This is a genomic window from Rhizobium sp. BK591 (assembly GCF_014195045.1).
In the GTDB taxonomy this organism is placed as follows: Bacteria; Pseudomonadota; Alphaproteobacteria; order Rhizobiales; family Rhizobiaceae; genus Rhizobium; species Rhizobium anhuiense.
Map to the genome: position 1 here is coordinate 851,615 of NZ_JACIAZ010000001.1, position 16,128 is coordinate 867,742.

Consider the following 16,128-nt stretch of genomic DNA (forward strand, 5'->3'; position numbering starts at 1 on the left):
AGCCGTTCGCTTTTTCAGTTTGTGAAGGAAGCCGTTATTCGGCGGCTTCCAGCCGCTGGTCTTCGATCGCTTCCAGTTCGCGGACGATCGGCAGGACGTGCTTGCCGAAATATTCCACCTCTTCCTGGAAATGCAGGAAGCCGAGCAGAATGAGGTCCGCGCCCGCCCGCTTGTGACCGATGATGCGTTCGGCCACCTGCTCCGGCGTGCCGATCAGGTTCGAACGGAAACCGTCGTTGTATTGCACCAGATCCTGGAAGGTTGATTTCGCCCAGTTGCCTTCGCGCTCCGGCGAGGAATTCCCGGCATTCTGAACCTCGTGGTGGAAACCCTTGACCGCCTCGGGAATGGCCTTGTCGAGGATCTCCTGGAGGACCTCCTGCGCTTCCTTCTCCGAGGAGCGGACGATGCCGAAAGCATTCATGCCGATCTTCGTGCGCCAGGTCTTGCCGAAAGCCTTTTCCTTGGTGCGGATGTCATCCACCTGGGCCTTCAGACCTTCCGGCGTGTTGCCGTTGGTGAAGTACCAGTCGGACACGCGGGCCGCCATGTCACGAGCCGCGCGCGAGGAACCGCCCTGGAATACCTGCGGAACGCCGCCGATCGGCTTCGGCTTCATCGAATAATCCGTGAAGCGATAGAAATCGCCGCGCAGGTTATAGACGTCTTCCGTCCAGATGCCGCGGATCGCACGGATGAACTCCTCGGAGCGACGATAGCGTTCGTCATGGTCCAGCCAGGGCTCGCCGATGGCGGCGAACTCGCCGCGGAACCAGCCGGAGACGATGTTGACGTCGACGCGGCCGTTGGTGAGGTGGCTGATGGTGGCGATCTGCTTGGCAAGCAGCGCCGGGTTCCACGGTCCGGGCAAGACGGCGGCAATGACGCGAAGCTTCTCGGTGGCTGCAAGAAGTGCGTGGGAAAAGGAGACCGACTCGTGCTGGTTGTCGGCGCCATATCCGGCCGTGAAGCGAATCTGGCTCAGGGCAAACTCAAAACCCGACTGTTCGGCGATCTGGGCGAGCTTGCGGTTGTAGTCGATACCCCAATCGGTGCGTTGTTCGACCGAACTGATAACCAGGCCGCCCGACACGTTCGGCACCCAGTAGGCAAATTTCAAGGGTTCTTTCTTCGATTGTGACATCGGTCTCTCCGTGCTTATTCGTAATTTGTCAGGCGCTTAGCCGCGATTGTTCTTCGGCGCGGGCTAAGGCGAGCGTCCTGGCGTGCGGAACGATCAGTTCCAGTTCCCGCACGGCCGCTCTGATCCGTTTCTGGATGTCTGAACTTGCAATGGCGTATGAGTCGAATTCGCTCTCAAGCGCGTAGACCGATGTTGGCAGCGGCAGCGCTTTGAAGAAGCTGAACAGGGGCCGGAGCTGATGGTCGATCATCAGGCCGTGCAACGGCGTTCCGCCCGTTGCGGCGAGGATCACCGGTTTGCCGACCAGCGCCTCATAGTGAACTAGGTCGAACAGGTGCTTGAACGCCCCGCTATATGAAGCGCGATAAACCGGGGAGCCGACGATGAGGACATCCGCGCGCTCAACCGTGCGCACGATCTCCGCGCCTTCCTCACCCAGTTGGTCAGCCCGCAAGGCTCGAAACAGCACCGGTGCAGACACAGCCAGGTCAATGTGCCGTCCAGGGATGCCAAGTTCAGACTCGATGCGCCGAAGGATGGACGCGACCAGCGCCGATGTGCGGGATGGCGCCTTTACATTTCCTGATATTCCGACGATGCGCAGTTCTTGCATGGGGATCCTCCAATGCATAAAACCTATAAATTAACTAGACTATTGGCAACGAGTGGGACATCCGATTTGACCGGCGATCGGAATATCAAATTCCAAAGAACATCCATTTTTAGAAATATTTTCATCTGCCTTCGCAGGCGCTGGCACGCGGAAAGCGGTCGCCGCAACACCCGCCGGGCGAATTCGGGCCTTCGGCCAGCTGTCCTTGCCTCGGTCCCTCACGAATCTCCCGTGGAGATTTTCGCGCGGAAGGAGTTAGTCGGAGAAGGTGCGCCTCAGAGCCTGATGGGCCGGTAATACATGCCGGTCATCAAAAATCCCACGCGAAAACAGGTTCTAAAACATGATGGAGGTCGCGCCTAGTGAGGATCTCGGCAATGATGGCATCTATTCGTCACTCCGATCCCACCAGGCCATGCTGTTCATTCCGCTTCCCTTCGTCGTTGCTCTTCTGCTGCTCGTCCTCTTCGTTACCGTGCTCAAGCGCGACGAGGAGGCGGCGCCGAACCGGCCATTTCTGGCACTGATCCTCCTGAGCGTCTTGCTGTCCATCCTCTCCGGCTTGCGCTGGGGCTACGGAGTGAAGGCGGTGGGTATGATCGCGCCTGTCATCGCGGCGATGGTGCCGCCGCTTGCCTATGCCGGAGTATCCAGGCTGGTGCGGACGAGCCGCCGGTCGCTGCCGCAGCGGATTGCGCTGCATGCCGCGCCGGCCGCCGTCATCCTCTTGTTGATCACCTTCCGGCGGGAGGCGATCGATATCGCGCTGGTGCTTGTTTTCATCGGGTATGCCTTGGCCATCCTGCTTCTGATGCGGCCGGGCGCGGATGCGCTTCGGCTTGCGCCCTTTGAGGGGGCGGTGCCGGCCTATCGGGCGATCATCTTCGCGGCGGTGGCGCTGTGCCTGTCGGCGGCAGTCGATATTTTCGTGTTTCTCGACTTCACTTGGGCACATGGCGAGCATGCGGTGACGCTAATCAGCGTCAGCAATCTCGCCGTCCTCGTCATCCTCGGCATTGCGGCGGCGGCGGCCAGCCGAAGCCGGGCGCCGGCCGAGACGGTGGAGACGGCATCGAAGTCCGAAACGACCGAGGACAAGGAGACCATCGCCACGGTCGATGCGCTGATGGAAGCAAGAAAACTCTATCGCGACGCCAATCTCAATCTCGACCGGCTGGCTCGCAAGGCGGGCATTCCCGCGCGCCAGATCTCGGCGGCGATCAACCGGGCGATGGACAAGAACGTTTCGCAATATGTCAATGATTACAGGATCGGCGATGCCTGCCGGCTGCTTGCCGGCACCGAGAAATCGGTGACCGAGGTGATGTTCGAGGTGGGCTTCCAGACGAAGTCCAACTTCAACCGCGAATTCCGCCGGGTTACGGATATGACACCGCTTGCCTGGCGGCAGAGGAAGGGTGGGGTGGGAGGCTCTCCGGCCTCGTCCTGAGATACGCCACGTACACAATCGCGATCGAGGACTGCCGGAAACGTGTTCGAGGTCGCGGTTTTGCAGCCGGCGACCATTCTGTCGGCATGAACACGACATCAGAACATGACCGAAACCTTGCCGCCAAGCTGAGATCGCTTTCGATCGAACCCGCGGCCTTCAAGACAGAGCCGCCGGAGCGTGAAGCCCGGCGGCGCGTGATGCCACTTGCTATGCTTGCGCTTGCCGCGACGGCATCGCTCGCGGTGGTTCTTTTCTCTCGGCCCGAGATGCTGCAGCGCATCGAAACGGTGCTTGCAGGCCTCGCGGTTCAGCGCGGGGCGACGACACCAATAGGCGGAACGCAAGGGCCTGCCGAGGGTGCCGCTGCCGAGCGGATGCGGGCTGTTGCTGATGCACCGGCGGTTCGGGCCTTGCCGGCCCGGGAGGTCACCGGCTCCGGCTATGTCGTGGCGCCCGATGCCGCGACCGTCTTTTCCAAATATGAAGGCCGGATCGTCACCGTCGAGGTCGAGGCGGGTGACAGGGTTGCCGCGGGGCAGGTGCTGGTGCGGCTCGACGATGCGGGCGCCCGCTTTGCGCTTCGGGGGGCCGAGATCGCCCGGCAGGCGGCGGCACTGGCGCTTGATGCAAAGAATATCGATCTCGCGCAGGCGCGGTCTTCCCTGACGCGCATCGAGCGGCTGGCCGGGCGCGATGCCATGTCGGCGCAGACGCTGGAGGAGGCGAGGACTGCTTTCGACACTGCCGAGAATGCTGCCCTGCAGGCACGGCAGAATGTGGCCAAGGCGGATCTCGATATCGACAGGGCGCGCGAGCAGGTGGAGGCGCTGACCGTCCGGGCGCCGATATCGGGCACCGTCACGCGGCTTACCGCGCATGCCGGCGACACCGTGCTGTCGCGCGAGGACAGCGTGCGGGAGAATGAAAGCCTGCTTGTGATTACCGACACGGCAAACATGGCCATTGATGCCGATGTGGCGGAGACCAACATCGCGCAGATGCGACCGGGCCTATCCGGTGAGGCGGTCCTCGACGGCTTTCCCGATCGGCCCTTTGCGGTCGTAGTGTCGAAGATCGCGCCCATGATTTCGCGGGAGAAGGGAACGGTGACGCTTCGCCTGTCGCTGTCTTCGTCGCCGCCGGGCATGCGCCCTGCGATGGCCGCGCGCATCCGCCTTGTGGTGGATGAGACAACAGCTTCCGGCTCACAGGCGGGCGGAGCTGCGACCGTTCGGCCACAGGCCGCGGATATCACAGATCATCAGCAAGGAGCAGAGCGATGAACAATACGCAAGAGCCCTATATCGCGCTTCGCGGCGTCCAGAAGGCATTCAGGATCGGTGCGGAGACGATCCCGATCTTTTCCGGGCTCGACCTTTCCATTGCGCGCGGCGATTTCGTCGCCGTCATGGGACCATCGGGCTCGGGGAAATCGACGCTGCTCAACATGTTGGGCGGCCTCGACAGCCCTGATGCCGGGGAGATCAGGATCGGCCGCAGTCATCTCGAACAGATGGGCGAGGGCGCCAGAGCCGCATGGCGGGCGCATGGCATGGGCATCGTCTTCCAGTTCTACAATCTGCTGCCGATGCTGAATGCGAGCGAGAATATCGAGCTGCCGCTGCTTTTGAAGCCGCTCGGGCGAAAGGAGCGGCGCGCCCGCGTCGAGACCGTCATGGATCTCGTCGGGCTTGCGGGCCGGCAGCGGCAGTTTCCGTCGAGCATGTCCGGCGGGCAGCAGCAGCGCGTCGGCATTGCGCGCGCCATCGTCGGTGATCCCGACCTTCTGCTCTGCGATGAACCGACCGGCGATCTCGACCGGAAATCGGCCAACGATATCCTGGAGATGCTGGGCTTTCTCAATCGTGAGCTTCAGAAGACGATCATCATGGTCACGCATGATCCCGAGGCCGCCGCCTTTGCCCGGCGCACGTTGCATCTCAACAAGGGCGAATTCGTCGAGCAGCAAGGGAGGGGCCAATGACTTTCTTCCAGCTCATGCGGCGCAATGCCTGGCGCAAGCGGCTGAGGGCGACACTGCTGATGTTCTCGGTCGGCGTCGCCTTCCTGATTTACGCCCTGACCGCCAGCTTCCTCGGCGGCAGCCAAGGGGCGGCGGGCGCCAGCGACAACCTGCTCGGCGTCTTCAACAAGTCGGGCCGCGGGTTGCCGCTGCCGCTCGCCTATCTCAACCGGATCGCTGCGGACGCTGATGTCGCCGCCGTTGCCTATACCGCGCGGATGCGCGGGTTCGTCGAGGTCGAGAAGAATATCGTGATGACCAGCGCGGTCGATCCGCGCGCGGTCGCCGCTGCCAATGGCGATGAGCTTGGACTGACGCCTGATCTGATCGAAGCACTCGAAGAGGGCCGTGACCGGGTGCTCGTCGGCAAAGCGTTGGCGGAGGCTCAGGGTTGGTCGGTCGGCCAGCGCATCGGCGTCACCAGCCAGCTGATGAGGGCCGACGGCAGCCGCGACTGGCGCTTCGTGATATCAGGCATCTTCGAGGGAGCTAATGCCAGCACCGACACCTATTTCATGCTGGCCCGTTACGACACGATCAATGAGGCCCGGGCGCGAGACAAGGATACGGTCGACACCTTCGTGGTGCGCCCGCGCGAGGGCGTATCATCCGGCGTGCTGGCGGCGCGGATCGATGCGCTGTTTGCCAATTCGGCGGCACAGACGCGGACGCAATCGGAAAAGCAGTTCCTCGAAGGCTTCCTGCGGCAGTTCGCCGATGTCGGCCTGATTGTCGGCCTCGTCGTCGGCGCGGCTTTCGTGACCATACTGATGATCACGGTGAACACCATGCTCTTTGCCGTGAGGGAACGCAGCTTCGAGATCGGCGTGATGAAGGTGCTGGGCTTTTCCCAAGGCCGGATCATGACGCTGGTGCTCGGCGAGACGCTGTTCATCTTTGCCGCCGGCGGCACGGGCGGGCTCCTTCTTGCCAAGCTTGCGACACTGTTGATCGGGCCTGAATTCGGCCTCGTCTTCAGTCTGTCGGTGCTGTCGAAATCCCTCGCCATCATTGCGGGTCTCGGCCTCCTGACTGGGCTGCTGCCCGCCTGGAACGCCATGCGCATGCCCATCGTCAATGCCTTCAGATCGAGATAGTCCAATGTCATCAGTGCTCAAGCAGACCTTTCTCATGATCAGAATCAACCTCGGCAGCCTGCCGCGGCGGCTCTGGATCTCGCTGTCGATGGTGCTCTCGGTCGCTCTCGTGGTGGCGGTGCTCGCAGGATTTCTCGCCATGGCGCGGGGATTTGAAGCCGCGCTTGCCGGCGCCGGCTCGCCTGGCATCGCCGTCATTCTCGGCGGCGGGACCAACCAGGAGATCGGCTCTGACGTACCTGCCGAGGCGATCCGCAGCCTTGCCGCCATGACCGGTGATATCGGCGTGGTGCGGGATGGCGCGGGCGGGCTGGCGCTGTCGCGCGAGATCGTCGTTCCCGTCGATGTCGTCAGGCAAGTCGACGGCGCGGAGCAGACGCTGTCGCTGAGAGGCATGGACCCGCTGGGTCCCGGCTTGCGCGATCGTGCGGCGCTTTCGCAGGGGCGGCTGTTTTCCCAGGGCGCCCGCGAAATCGTCGTCGGCGCCCGTATCGCCGACGAATTCTCCGGCTTTGCGGTCGGCGACAGGGTGCGGCTCGGCCCGGTCGAATGGACTGTCGTGGGGCATTTCACCTCCGGCGGCAGCGCCTTCGAATCCGAGATCTGGGCGGATCTGGAGGCTGTGCAATCGGCTTTCGACCGGCTGGGGCAGGTGCAGAGCCTGCGCGTGCGCCTCGACGGGCGGGGCGATCCCGCTCTTCCGCTGACGACGCTGCGCGCGCGCCTTTCTGCGGTTCCCGGCGCCCCACTTACCTCAGTCTCCGAAGCCGATCTCTATGCCGGGCAGGCGGAGCGCACCGAGAGCCTCATTCGCCTGTTCGGCTGGCCGATTGCGCTATTGATGGCGGTCGGTGCCACGGCTGGGGCGCTGAACACGATGATGAGTTCGGTTTCCGACCGCACCGTCGAGATCGCCACGCTGCGTATGATCGGCTTCGCCCGCGTGCCGGCCTTCGCTGCGACCTGGGTCGAGGCGGTGCTGCTGTCGTCGGTGGGCGCGGTCGTCGGCATCCTCGCCTCGCGGCTCGCCTTCGACGGCTGGCGGGCAAGCACGATGGGCGCCAACAATACCAAGATGGCCTTCCAGCTCGACGTTACCAGCGACGTCGTACTTACCGCGGGCCTGCTGGGACTTGCGATCGGGATTGTCGGCGGAGCCTTGCCGGCGCTGGCGGCGACGCGGCTGCCGTTGAGGGGGGCTTTGCAGGCGAGGGGGTGAGGAGCGAATACGCTGCGCGTAAGCGAAGCCACGAATCGCATGTTAAACAGCTTGAGCTAACATAAGTCCCGCGCAGCAGGTCCCCGATTTATTCGCCTCGAAGTCGTTGTTTTCCAGGCCGAAGTTGCAGCTTTCGGCCATCTATGCGGCGCCCAGGCCATTGCCTGTGGAATACGGCCCGTGAACCGGCCAGTTGCCCCATTGACAACATCTTATCGCCTTCTTGCCGTGGACGGTTGCCCCCGCCGCGCTCGATCGGCCGATCCCGGTCGATCTTCGTGGCGACTTAGCGATCCGACGAACAGGGCAACATTGGCGATATGACAATCTACTATGTGAACTCAGCGACTGGCTCCGACCGCAACAACGGAACGGGCCAGAACTCGGCTTTTGCGACTTTGTCCAAAGTGGAATCCTTGAAACTGAAACCGGGCGACAGCGTTCTTCTTGCCAAGGGGAGCGTGTTCAACGAGCAGTTTGATATCAAATATTCCGGCACCGAAAGCGCGCCGATCAAGATCGGCAGTTACGGGACGGGGGCAGCGCCCGTCATCCACAGCGGCGGCGACGGCATTCACAGTCTCTATGCCTCGAACATCGTCATCGAGAACCTCAAAATATCGAATACCGGGACCGCCGGCATTTATGGCGGCAGTGTCACGAACTGGACGGTCCGCAATGTCGAGATCGCCAAGACAGGCATGTCGGAAAATGCCGGCGCCGTCACCTTCCGGAGCAGCACGAACGTCACGGTCGAAGACAGCAAGATAACGGCCGTCAAGGGCGACGGCTTCTGGATCGAAAAGGTCGCCGGCGTCAAGCTTCTCGACAACACCGTGACCAGCGCGAACGGCTCGACCGCCGATGCCGTGCAGGTGAACGACAGCAGCAATATTCTGATCAAGGGCAACCATCTTGATCAGACGAACGCCGATAGCCCCAAGGGCGTGATCGCGCTGGTGCGGGCCACCGATGCCGTGGTCGAGGACAATGTGCTCACCGGCGGCGGCTTCGGCATCAGCGCGCCGGCCGGCAAGAATGTCGCAATTCGCGACAACGACATATCGGGATTTCACGGTTACAGTTGGTCCTTCGGCGTCGGCCTCGGCGATCAGGGCAATGCGCGGGATTATGATATTTCAGGCAACCACATTCATGACGGCGCATGGGGCGTTGCCATCAGCGACGCCAGCGGCACCAGCTATACCCGCACGAATATCAAGGTGCACGACAATGTCTTCGACGACCTCTCGCAGGCGGCGCTGAAGGTCGACAGGCCGGCTTCCGGCTCCTTCACCAACAATACGATCGAGACCGGCACCACGGCCACCGCCATATCGCCGTCCATCGTCGACGCGCACACCTTCACCGTCAGCAACAACCATACGGTCGCCAATGTCGAAACGGTGCTGGCGAGCCCGGTTGCCAAGACTGCCGCAGTCACGGAGGCGTCCGCGGATCCGGCGGTTGCCGCCGTCCATGACAATTTGAAGATCTTCAGCGATACGGGCGAGGCCCATCGCGGCAATCTTCTCGAAAACGACAGCTCTGACAACGACACCTTGGTTCTGCGCCGCTTCGGCGACGAAAGCGTCGGCAAACACGGCCTCACGCTGACCGGCGACTACGGCGTCATCCACGTGGACCGGGAAGGCAACTATGCCTACACGCTCGATGAAACGAAGCTTCCCGACCATGACGGCCATGTGAGCGAGTCCTTCAGCTACGGGATCAACGACGGAAACTCGCACCATACCGACGGCGATACGCTGACCGTCTACATCCATATGGATAACTTGCTGGGCTGAGGGTGCGAGGCTGCAATGACACAAGGAGAAATCCCGGAAAGTTTCCGGGATTTCATAAGCAGCCGTCAGCCCCCGTGCGGGGCGCGGACGCGTTTTTTCAAGCTCAACCGTAAGTTTTTGCCGGCTGTTCGTTGCCACGGGATCGGATTCAGGCAACGACGGAACGGGCACAACCTTCGCCGCAGCTGCAACCCGGTCGTGCATCGGCGGAGGCAGCGCCTTCCAGGATGCGGACCTCGTCCTTGCCCGCGGAACGTCGCGGTGTCTCATAATGAACCGCAGCTGCATTCAAATGCACCGGAAAGCCTGCAAAAGGGTGTTCACTGTCAGCGCCGGTGACCATTGGTCGCGAGCTGCGATACGGTTCATTCACCTTTCGGTCGTTGTTCTGTAGATTATTTTCTTATAAGTTGTAGTCTTTAATATACCGCCACCGCCAGGCGTTTCTCGGGACCAAGGCAGGCCGCCCACAGGGTCTGCCAACCGCCGTGAAGGCAATATGAAGGCCCTCTTGATGGCCTTTAACCCCGACCGCATCCGATCCACGCGTTGCAGCCGATGCAGACGGCTGCGCGGCAATTCGAGAACAAGGCGATATGGCAATCTATTATGTGAATCCAGCGATAGGCTCCAACGGCAACAATGGAACGAGCGTGGACACGCCGTTTGCATCGTTCTGGGCGGTGGAAAACTTGAAGCTGCAGCCGGGCGACAGCGTGCTGCTCGCCGCCGGAAGCGTGTTCAACGACCAACTCGACCTGAAATATTCCGGCACCGCTAGCGCCCCGATCACCATCGGCAGCTATGGGGTCGGCGACGCGCCGGTTATCCATAGCCCCGGCGACGGCATTCACAGCCTCTATGCGTCGAATATCGTCATCGAGAACCTCAAGATCTCCGAGACAGCAGGCGCGGCCATCTATGGCGGCTATGTTTCGAACTGGACCGTCCGCAATGTCGAGGTGGAAAATACCGGAAGCTCCACCAAGTCCGGCTCCGTCACGTTCAGGACCGGCTCGAACATCACCATCGAAAACAGCACGATCACCGGCGTGAACGGTGACGGCGTCTGGATCGAGAAGGTCAACGGCGTCAATTTTCTCAACAACACCGTCACCAACGCCCACGGCACCGCGGCAGATGCCGTACAGATGAACGACAGCAGCAATATCGTGATCAGCGGCAATTACCTCGACCAGACGGGCGCCGCGACGCCGAAGGGCGTCATTGCGCTCATCCGGCCGGTGAATGCCGTGGTCGAGGATAATACGCTGATTGGTGGCGGCTTCGGGATCAGCGCCCAAGCGGGCACGAATATCGCCATCCACGACAATGATATTTCAGGCTATGGCGGGTACAGCTGGTCCTATGCCATCGGTCTCGGGGACCAGGGCAATACGCGGGACTACGATATCTCAGGCAACTATATCCATGACGGCGTATGGGGCGTGGCGGTCAGCTCTGCCGGCACCACCAGTTACGTTCGCGAAGGTATCGAGATCTACGGCAATGTCTTCGACGACCTGTCGCAGGCGGCGCTGAAGGTCGACAGGCCTGCATCCGGCTCTTTTCATGACAATGTCATCGCCAGCGATGTCACGCCCTACAGCATATCCCCGGCCATCATCGCCGCGAACACCTTTCCGGTCAGCAACAACACGACGCTCGAAGAGGCCCAGCTTGCGATTCTTGATAGTCACGTTGCGGGAGATGCAACGCATGCGGACGCAACCCCGACGATCGTCGCAACCCATGACAGCCTGAAAATCTCGGCCGACGCGGACGCCCATCATGGCAATCTCCTCGAAAATGACAGCTCGGCCAATGGGATCCTGCTGCTTCGCCGCTTTGACGGCGAGTTGGTCAACAAGAACGGTCTGACGCTGACCGGCCAATACGGCACCATCCATGTCGACGATCATGGTGACTATAGCTACACGGTCGACGCGACGAAGCTTGCCGGGCTTAGCGGTGAGGTGAGCGAGACTTTTTACTATAAGATCTCCGACGGGGCCGCGCACCATTTCGACACGGATACGCTGAGCATCTCCGTCCATGTGGATGACTTGCTGAGCTGAGAGGAATGTGGGCAGCAAACGGCGCCTTGCCCGGTCCGAGGCGCGGCGATGGAGGAGGAGAGCGCATGTCTCAGCGGTCGCTGAACAGGATCCTGGTGACGTCGATTTCGATTTCCGCGCAGATGATCTCGTATTCGGTGACGATTGCGGGATCGGCGGAGATTTCCCTGCGCATGCGGTCAAGGACGGCGCAGGCCTCGCCATAGGCGCCGCACAATTCATAAAGATGGGGGCGGCTCGCCGCGGCTGCTCTGATGGTTGCCCGCGTCGCGGGCAGCCTCATCATCAGCCTGGCCAGCCCTTGTTCGGCGGCTTGCCGGGGAATGTGTGCTATGCCTTCTTTCCTGACCATGCCATCACCCCTCGCTGCCTTCGTTTGCCTGTCCTGAGGGGTAGTACGCAGGAATGCTGCATCTGGTTTCATGCCGGATGCAGGATTAGTGCGCGCCGCTCCGATTCCTTCACGGAAAAATTGGTTATTGCATCGTGGTATCGGGGCGCAAGAATCCGACAGCCGGTCCTACCAGCGCAGAAGGCGACGACTGAAGAGGGCGCCGATTGCGCCTGTTAACAGGATGCCGAGCGAATACCAGAGGACGACGAAGGGCAGGCCGTTTTCGGTGCAGAACCAGGAATAGACCCAGGCGCCGGATGCGCCTGCTGCAATGCCGGCGACGAAGCCTGTCATCCCAAGCTTGCTTGGTGCGGCGCCGCGTAGCACCCATGTATTGGCGATCAGGATGGGCATGGCAAAGGCAAGGATCAGCAGCGGGCAATGCAGGGCGGAGGAGCCGAGCACCAGCACGGGATAGCTTGATGCCGGCGACAAAGCGAGCTGGATGACCGCCATGGCGGCCAGAGCCAGCACGATTGCAGCGCCAATGCCGAAAAAGCGGCCTTCCGAGCCATCCGGCCGGGAGAGGCGGTAAACGGCGGCGAAGGCGGCGATTGCGAGCAGGGCATTATAGCCGGATTTGATCCAGAAAACCGGCAGCGTCAGCGCCTGCGTCATGTCTGTGCGAAGGCCGACGACAACAAGCATCAGCAGCAGCGAGACTGCCAAAGCAGGCAGGACGGCGAGCACGAAACGGCGTTCCAGCGCATGTCTCGGTACCGGCTTCAGATCTCTGACAAGGATGTCGATCACGTCCTCAGTTTCTCTCACGTCCCACCTCGCAATCTTGCCGCCAGCGCCTTGATGCCTCTGTGAACACCGACCTTGACCGCCGATTCCGACTGTCCGGTGCGGCTTGCCGTATCGGCCACCGACTGCCCTTCGAGCTTGACCTGACGGATCAGTTCCTGCTGGTGCTGCGGCAGGCCGTTCAACAGCCGCTCGACATCCATGCGCGCTGCAATCGCATCCTCCCTGAAGTCGCCTTCGATCTCCTCGTTAAGCTCCATTTCCGACTTGTAGCGACCGCCATGTTTTCGGTGATGGTCGATCAGCTTGTAGCGGGCAATCGAGAAGAACCACGCGGTAAACGGCCGCTCCCTGTCATAGGTCGCCCGGCGCGCATGCAGCGCCAGCAACGTCTCCTGCACGAGATCTTCCGTGTCGGACTTCGCCGCGGTGCCAATACGCCCGCCGTAGTAGCCGACGAGCAGGGGTCGCAACGTGCCGAGCAGACGCCGATAGGCAGCCTCGTCCCCGTCGAGGGACAGAAGCATCAGCATCTTCAGGGCTTGTTCCGAATGGGCGTTCGTCATGTCGTCTGCAATGTCATTCGCGTGGATGACGCTTTGGTTACAGGCGGATTCGAAAATCTCCTGACGGGCCAGCGCTATCACATAAGCGTGAGGCTGTAACTGCCTTCGCAAGAAGATCGAATTCAGCACTGTGAGCCGTCGGCGGGTGCCGCGGACACATCAATCGATCCGAGGAGACCCTCATGACCAAGATCCTTTCCACCCTTGCCGCCTGCACCTTCGTTATCGGCCTGTCGCTTGCCGGCGCCGCCAGCGCTCAAAGCAGCGATGCCATGAAGAAAGACAGCATGAAGACCGACGCGATGTCTAAGGACGCCATGTCGAAGGATACGATGTCGAAGGACGCGATGAAGCAGGACAACATGGCGACCGGCAGCACCAAGGCCGACTGCATGCACAATGCCGGCATGGAGAAGGACTCTATGAAGAAGGACACGATGATGAAGGCCTGCGACGCGATGAAGTAATAGTGGATCGCGGCCGCTGAAACTATTTTGCCCGCGGCCGCGTCTTTTCGAGAAGACCTTTCAAGTCGATCCGGAGGACCTACGATGGCCACGACCGATGCCGGCATGGCGAGCGGAGGAACGCTCTTCTACCGCCATGGCCTGCTGGTGCGCCTGTCGCACTGGGTAAACGTGCTGTGCATGACGGTGCTGCTGTTCAGCGGCCTGCAGATATTCAACGCCCACCCGGCGCTCTATTGGGGCCAGTATGGCGCTGATGACGATCCGTCCTTCATTTCCATGGAAGCGGAGCAGGAAGGCGATGCGTTGAAAGGGGTGACACGCCTGGGCGGATTGACCTTCGACACGACGGGCGTTCTCGGGGTTTCGAATGTCGACGGCGAGGCTTCTGTGCAAGGTTTTCCGAGCTGGCTGACCATGCCGAGCTACCGGGACCTGGCGACGGGCCGGCGCTGGCATTTCTTTTTTGCCTGGCTGTTCGTCATCAACGGCTTCATCTACCTCGCCTATGGCTTTATCAGCCGGCATTTCCGCCGCGATTTGTTGCCGGCGCCCCAGGAGCTGAAGCCTTCGCATCTCGGCCATGAGATCGTCAATCACGCCCGGCTGCGCTTTCCCAAGGGGCCTGAGGCACGCCACTACAACACGCTGCAGAAACTCGCCTATATCGCGGTGATCTTCGTGCTGCTGCCGCTGATGGTTGCAACCGGTCTAACCATGTCGCCGGGCTTCAATGCGGTCGCGCCCTGGCTGCTCGACCTGTTCGGTGGCCGGCAATCGGCGCGGACGCTGCATTTTCTGACTGCTTTCTCGCTTGTCGCCTTCGTCGCGGTGCATGTGGCGATGGTGCTGGTCTCGGGCGTGTTCAACAATCTGCGCTCGATGATCACCGGTTATTACGACATCGGCCAGGGAGGGAAATCATGAGCCGCATCATTACCAGACGCCGCTTCCTGATCGGCGCGACCATGACGGCGTCGGCGCTGGGGCTTGCCGGCTGCGATGCACTCGGCGAAAGCGATCGGACGAAATCGGTGCTCAAGATCGCCGAAGGCCTCAGCATGAAGACCCAGCGCTTCCTGCTTGGCGACGACGCGCTCGCCCGCGAGTTCACGGAAGCCGATATCTCGCCGACCTTTCGCGCCAACGGCACGAGCATGCCCGACAATGCTCGCTATATCGAGTGGATGAACCAGCGGTTTTCAAGCTGGCGGCTCGAGGTCGGCGGGCTGGTCGACAAGCCGATGCAACTGTCGCTGGCGGAGTTGAAAGCCCTGCCGGCCCGTACACAGATCACCCGGCACGACTGCGTCGAGGGTTGGAGCGCCATCGGCAAATGGACCGGCGTGCCGCTCGGCGCGCTGCTACAGGCAGCCGGTCTGAAACCCGAAGCCCGCTACATTGTGTTCCACTGCGCCGACGAATACGAAAAGACGCTCGACGGCAGCGGCTGGTATTACGAAAGCATCGATCTCGTCGACGCGTTTCATCCCCAGACCATCCTCGCCCACACCATGAACGGCCGCGATCTCGAAGTCGCCCACGGCGCGCCGCTCCGGCTCCGGGTCGAGCGCCAGCTCGGCTACAAGCAGGCAAAATACCTGACCGGCATCGAAGCCGTCGCCGATCTCGGCCAGCTTTACGGCGGCAATGGCGGCTTTTGGGAAGATCGCGGTTATGAATGGTATGCGGGTATATAGGTGGCGGTCATAACGCCCGTCCCAGTTCTATCAGATTAAGAGCGAAAGCGTCTGCCTCGCGCCGCCAGTGCTCGAAATGGCAGCCGACGCGCACGACGGCGGCATTGACGTTGCCGCCATCCAGGGGGATCTCGGGTTCCAGCAAGGTCGTCATCCCCTCAAAAGATTCATTTGGACCCTGAGTTCAATATCTGCCGAACAATATCTGCATCACTGTTGGTGCTTTCGAAAAAGAACGGAGCGGAACACGGCGCCCGCAGGACAGACAGGGAAGCCGGATCCGGGTCCGGAAGAATAGTGGCGGTGGCACCTCGAAGTGGCGGTAGCGGCGAGCCTGAACTGCGCAAGGCTATAAGGTAGGAGGTAGGCGGCATAGTCTCGCTGAATGCAGTGTTATCCCAGGTGACGGTGAGGGTATGAGGCGCCGTGCCACGCAGAACTTCCTCGACCGCTATCTCCAAGCGCGCATAGTCAGTCATAAAACTGTTCGCCTTCCCGAGAAGCTCCCGGACTTTGCCACTACTGTGGGCAAGGAATTCCTGATGTCGTTTCCTCGCCTCGGGGTCGAGAACCAACGTGTATTTCGTCACGCGACCAACGACCACGACGTCTGCATATGAAACATCGTGAAGGTCCATGGGGGCAATATCGATACAGGCACTGGTCGGCCCGGCTGCCAGCATGGCTCCGAGATTGAAGAGCGCAACAAACCCAAAGCCTCGCATCCTCATCCTCCATCGCTCAACACGCTGGTCTGAACCGGGGAAGCACAGATATCCCGATTGACGCGAAGATTTTGTATCTTGTCTTAGTGAA

At 61.3% G+C, this 16,128-nt stretch carries 17 protein-coding genes; 10 read left to right on the forward strand and 7 right to left on the reverse strand.

The genetic code is table 11. From position 1 onward, the window contains the following. Positions 1 to 34 precede the first annotated feature (34 nt). Together sfnG and msuE are read right to left on the reverse strand one after the other, a co-directional pair. The gene (gene sfnG / locus FHX10_RS04065; protein ID WP_063475140.1) at positions 35 to 1,144 is read right to left on the reverse strand and encodes a dimethylsulfone monooxygenase SfnG; all 1,110 of its coding nucleotides are present in this window, start codon (positions 1,142 to 1,144) and stop codon (positions 35 to 37) included. A gap of 28 nt (positions 1,145 to 1,172) precedes the next feature. Beyond that, the gene (gene msuE, locus FHX10_RS04070; protein ID WP_097594250.1) at positions 1,173 to 1,757 is read right to left on the reverse strand and encodes an FMN reductase; all 585 of its coding nucleotides are present in this window, start codon (positions 1,755 to 1,757) and stop codon (positions 1,173 to 1,175) included. A gap of 343 nt (positions 1,758 to 2,100) precedes the next feature. Here msuE and FHX10_RS04075 point away from each other — a divergent pair, with 343 nt between their 5' ends. The 7 genes from FHX10_RS04075 (at position 2,101) to FHX10_RS04105 (ending at position 11,435) form a co-directional block, all read left to right on the forward strand. Further along, a complete protein-coding gene (locus FHX10_RS04075) occupies positions 2,101 to 3,207 on the forward strand; it encodes a helix-turn-helix domain-containing protein (RefSeq protein WP_063475139.1) in 1,107 nt (368 codons plus the stop codon). 86 nt (positions 3,208 to 3,293) lie between these two features. Beyond that, positions 3,294 to 4,493: an efflux RND transporter periplasmic adaptor subunit gene (locus tag FHX10_RS04080; RefSeq protein WP_244604778.1), complete on the forward strand. Its 1,200-nt coding sequence runs from the start codon at positions 3,294 to 3,296 to the stop codon at positions 4,491 to 4,493. Continuing rightward, positions 4,490 to 5,194, forward strand: a complete 705-nt coding sequence (locus FHX10_RS04085; RefSeq protein WP_184389102.1) for an ABC transporter ATP-binding protein — start codon at positions 4,490 to 4,492, stop codon at positions 5,192 to 5,194. Before FHX10_RS04080 ends, FHX10_RS04085 begins: the two co-directional genes overlap by 4 nt. Further along, positions 5,191 to 6,330, forward strand: coding sequence for an ABC transporter permease (locus FHX10_RS04090; protein ID WP_063475137.1), 1,140 nt, complete (start codon positions 5,191 to 5,193; stop codon positions 6,328 to 6,330). The genes FHX10_RS04085 and FHX10_RS04090 overlap by 4 nt, the downstream gene beginning before the upstream one ends. 4 nt (positions 6,331 to 6,334) lie before the next feature. Further along, positions 6,335 to 7,549 carry an ABC transporter permease gene (locus tag FHX10_RS04095; protein ID WP_097594251.1) on the forward strand — a complete coding sequence of 405 codons (1,215 nt, stop codon included), beginning with the start codon at positions 6,335 to 6,337 and terminating at the stop codon, positions 7,547 to 7,549. 320 nt (positions 7,550 to 7,869) lie between these two features. Continuing rightward, complete coding sequence (locus tag FHX10_RS04100; RefSeq protein WP_047610548.1) at positions 7,870 to 9,357, forward strand: right-handed parallel beta-helix repeat-containing protein; 1,488 nt, start codon at positions 7,870 to 7,872, stop codon at positions 9,355 to 9,357. 596 nt (positions 9,358 to 9,953) lie between these two features. Beyond that, positions 9,954 to 11,435: a right-handed parallel beta-helix repeat-containing protein gene (locus FHX10_RS04105; protein ID WP_183844643.1), complete on the forward strand. Its 1,482-nt coding sequence runs from the start codon at positions 9,954 to 9,956 to the stop codon at positions 11,433 to 11,435. A gap of 70 nt (positions 11,436 to 11,505) precedes the next feature. On the opposite strand, the gene FHX10_RS04110 is transcribed toward FHX10_RS04105, so the two are convergent. The 3 genes from FHX10_RS04110 to FHX10_RS04120 all read right to left on the reverse strand — a co-directional run bounded on the left by FHX10_RS04110 (position 11,506) and on the right by FHX10_RS04120 (position 13,145). Further along, entirely contained in the window at positions 11,506 to 11,787 is a 282-nt protein-coding gene (locus FHX10_RS04110; protein ID WP_047610543.1) for a hypothetical protein, read from the reverse strand. 168 nt (positions 11,788 to 11,955) lie between these two features. Beyond that, the gene (locus FHX10_RS04115) at positions 11,956 to 12,600 is read right to left on the reverse strand and encodes an NrsF family protein (RefSeq protein WP_047610542.1); all 645 of its coding nucleotides are present in this window, start codon (positions 12,598 to 12,600) and stop codon (positions 11,956 to 11,958) included. Beyond that, positions 12,597 to 13,145: a sigma-70 family RNA polymerase sigma factor gene (locus tag FHX10_RS04120; RefSeq protein ID WP_047610540.1), complete on the reverse strand. Its 549-nt coding sequence runs from the start codon at positions 13,143 to 13,145 to the stop codon at positions 12,597 to 12,599. The genes FHX10_RS04115 and FHX10_RS04120 overlap by 4 nt, the downstream gene beginning before the upstream one ends. Before the next feature lie 182 nt (positions 13,146 to 13,327). Between FHX10_RS04120 and FHX10_RS04125 the strand changes: the two genes are divergently transcribed. From FHX10_RS04125 to FHX10_RS04135, 3 genes are all read left to right on the forward strand, one after another. Further along, positions 13,328 to 13,612 carry a pentapeptide MXKDX repeat protein gene (locus FHX10_RS04125; protein WP_047610538.1) on the forward strand — a complete coding sequence of 95 codons (285 nt, stop codon included), beginning with the start codon at positions 13,328 to 13,330 and terminating at the stop codon, positions 13,610 to 13,612. Between the two features lie 84 nt (positions 13,613 to 13,696). Next, a complete protein-coding gene (locus FHX10_RS04130) occupies positions 13,697 to 14,539 on the forward strand; it encodes a cytochrome b/b6 domain-containing protein (protein WP_047614046.1) in 843 nt (280 codons plus the stop codon). Then, on the forward strand, positions 14,536 to 15,312 hold the full coding sequence (locus FHX10_RS04135) for a molybdopterin-binding protein (RefSeq protein WP_028758922.1): 777 nt from the start codon (positions 14,536 to 14,538) through the stop codon (positions 15,310 to 15,312). The genes FHX10_RS04130 and FHX10_RS04135 overlap by 4 nt, the downstream gene beginning before the upstream one ends. A 7-nt stretch (positions 15,313 to 15,319) precedes the next feature. On the opposite strand, the gene FHX10_RS04140 is transcribed toward FHX10_RS04135, so the two are convergent. After that, on the reverse strand, positions 15,320 to 15,457 hold the full coding sequence (locus FHX10_RS04140; protein WP_155295699.1) for a hypothetical protein: 138 nt from the start codon (positions 15,455 to 15,457) through the stop codon (positions 15,320 to 15,322). 22 nt (positions 15,458 to 15,479) lie between these two features. Continuing rightward, positions 15,480 to 16,037, reverse strand: coding sequence for a hypothetical protein (locus FHX10_RS04145; RefSeq protein WP_063475134.1), 558 nt, complete (start codon positions 16,035 to 16,037; stop codon positions 15,480 to 15,482). Positions 16,038 to 16,128: the final 91 nt, after the last annotated feature.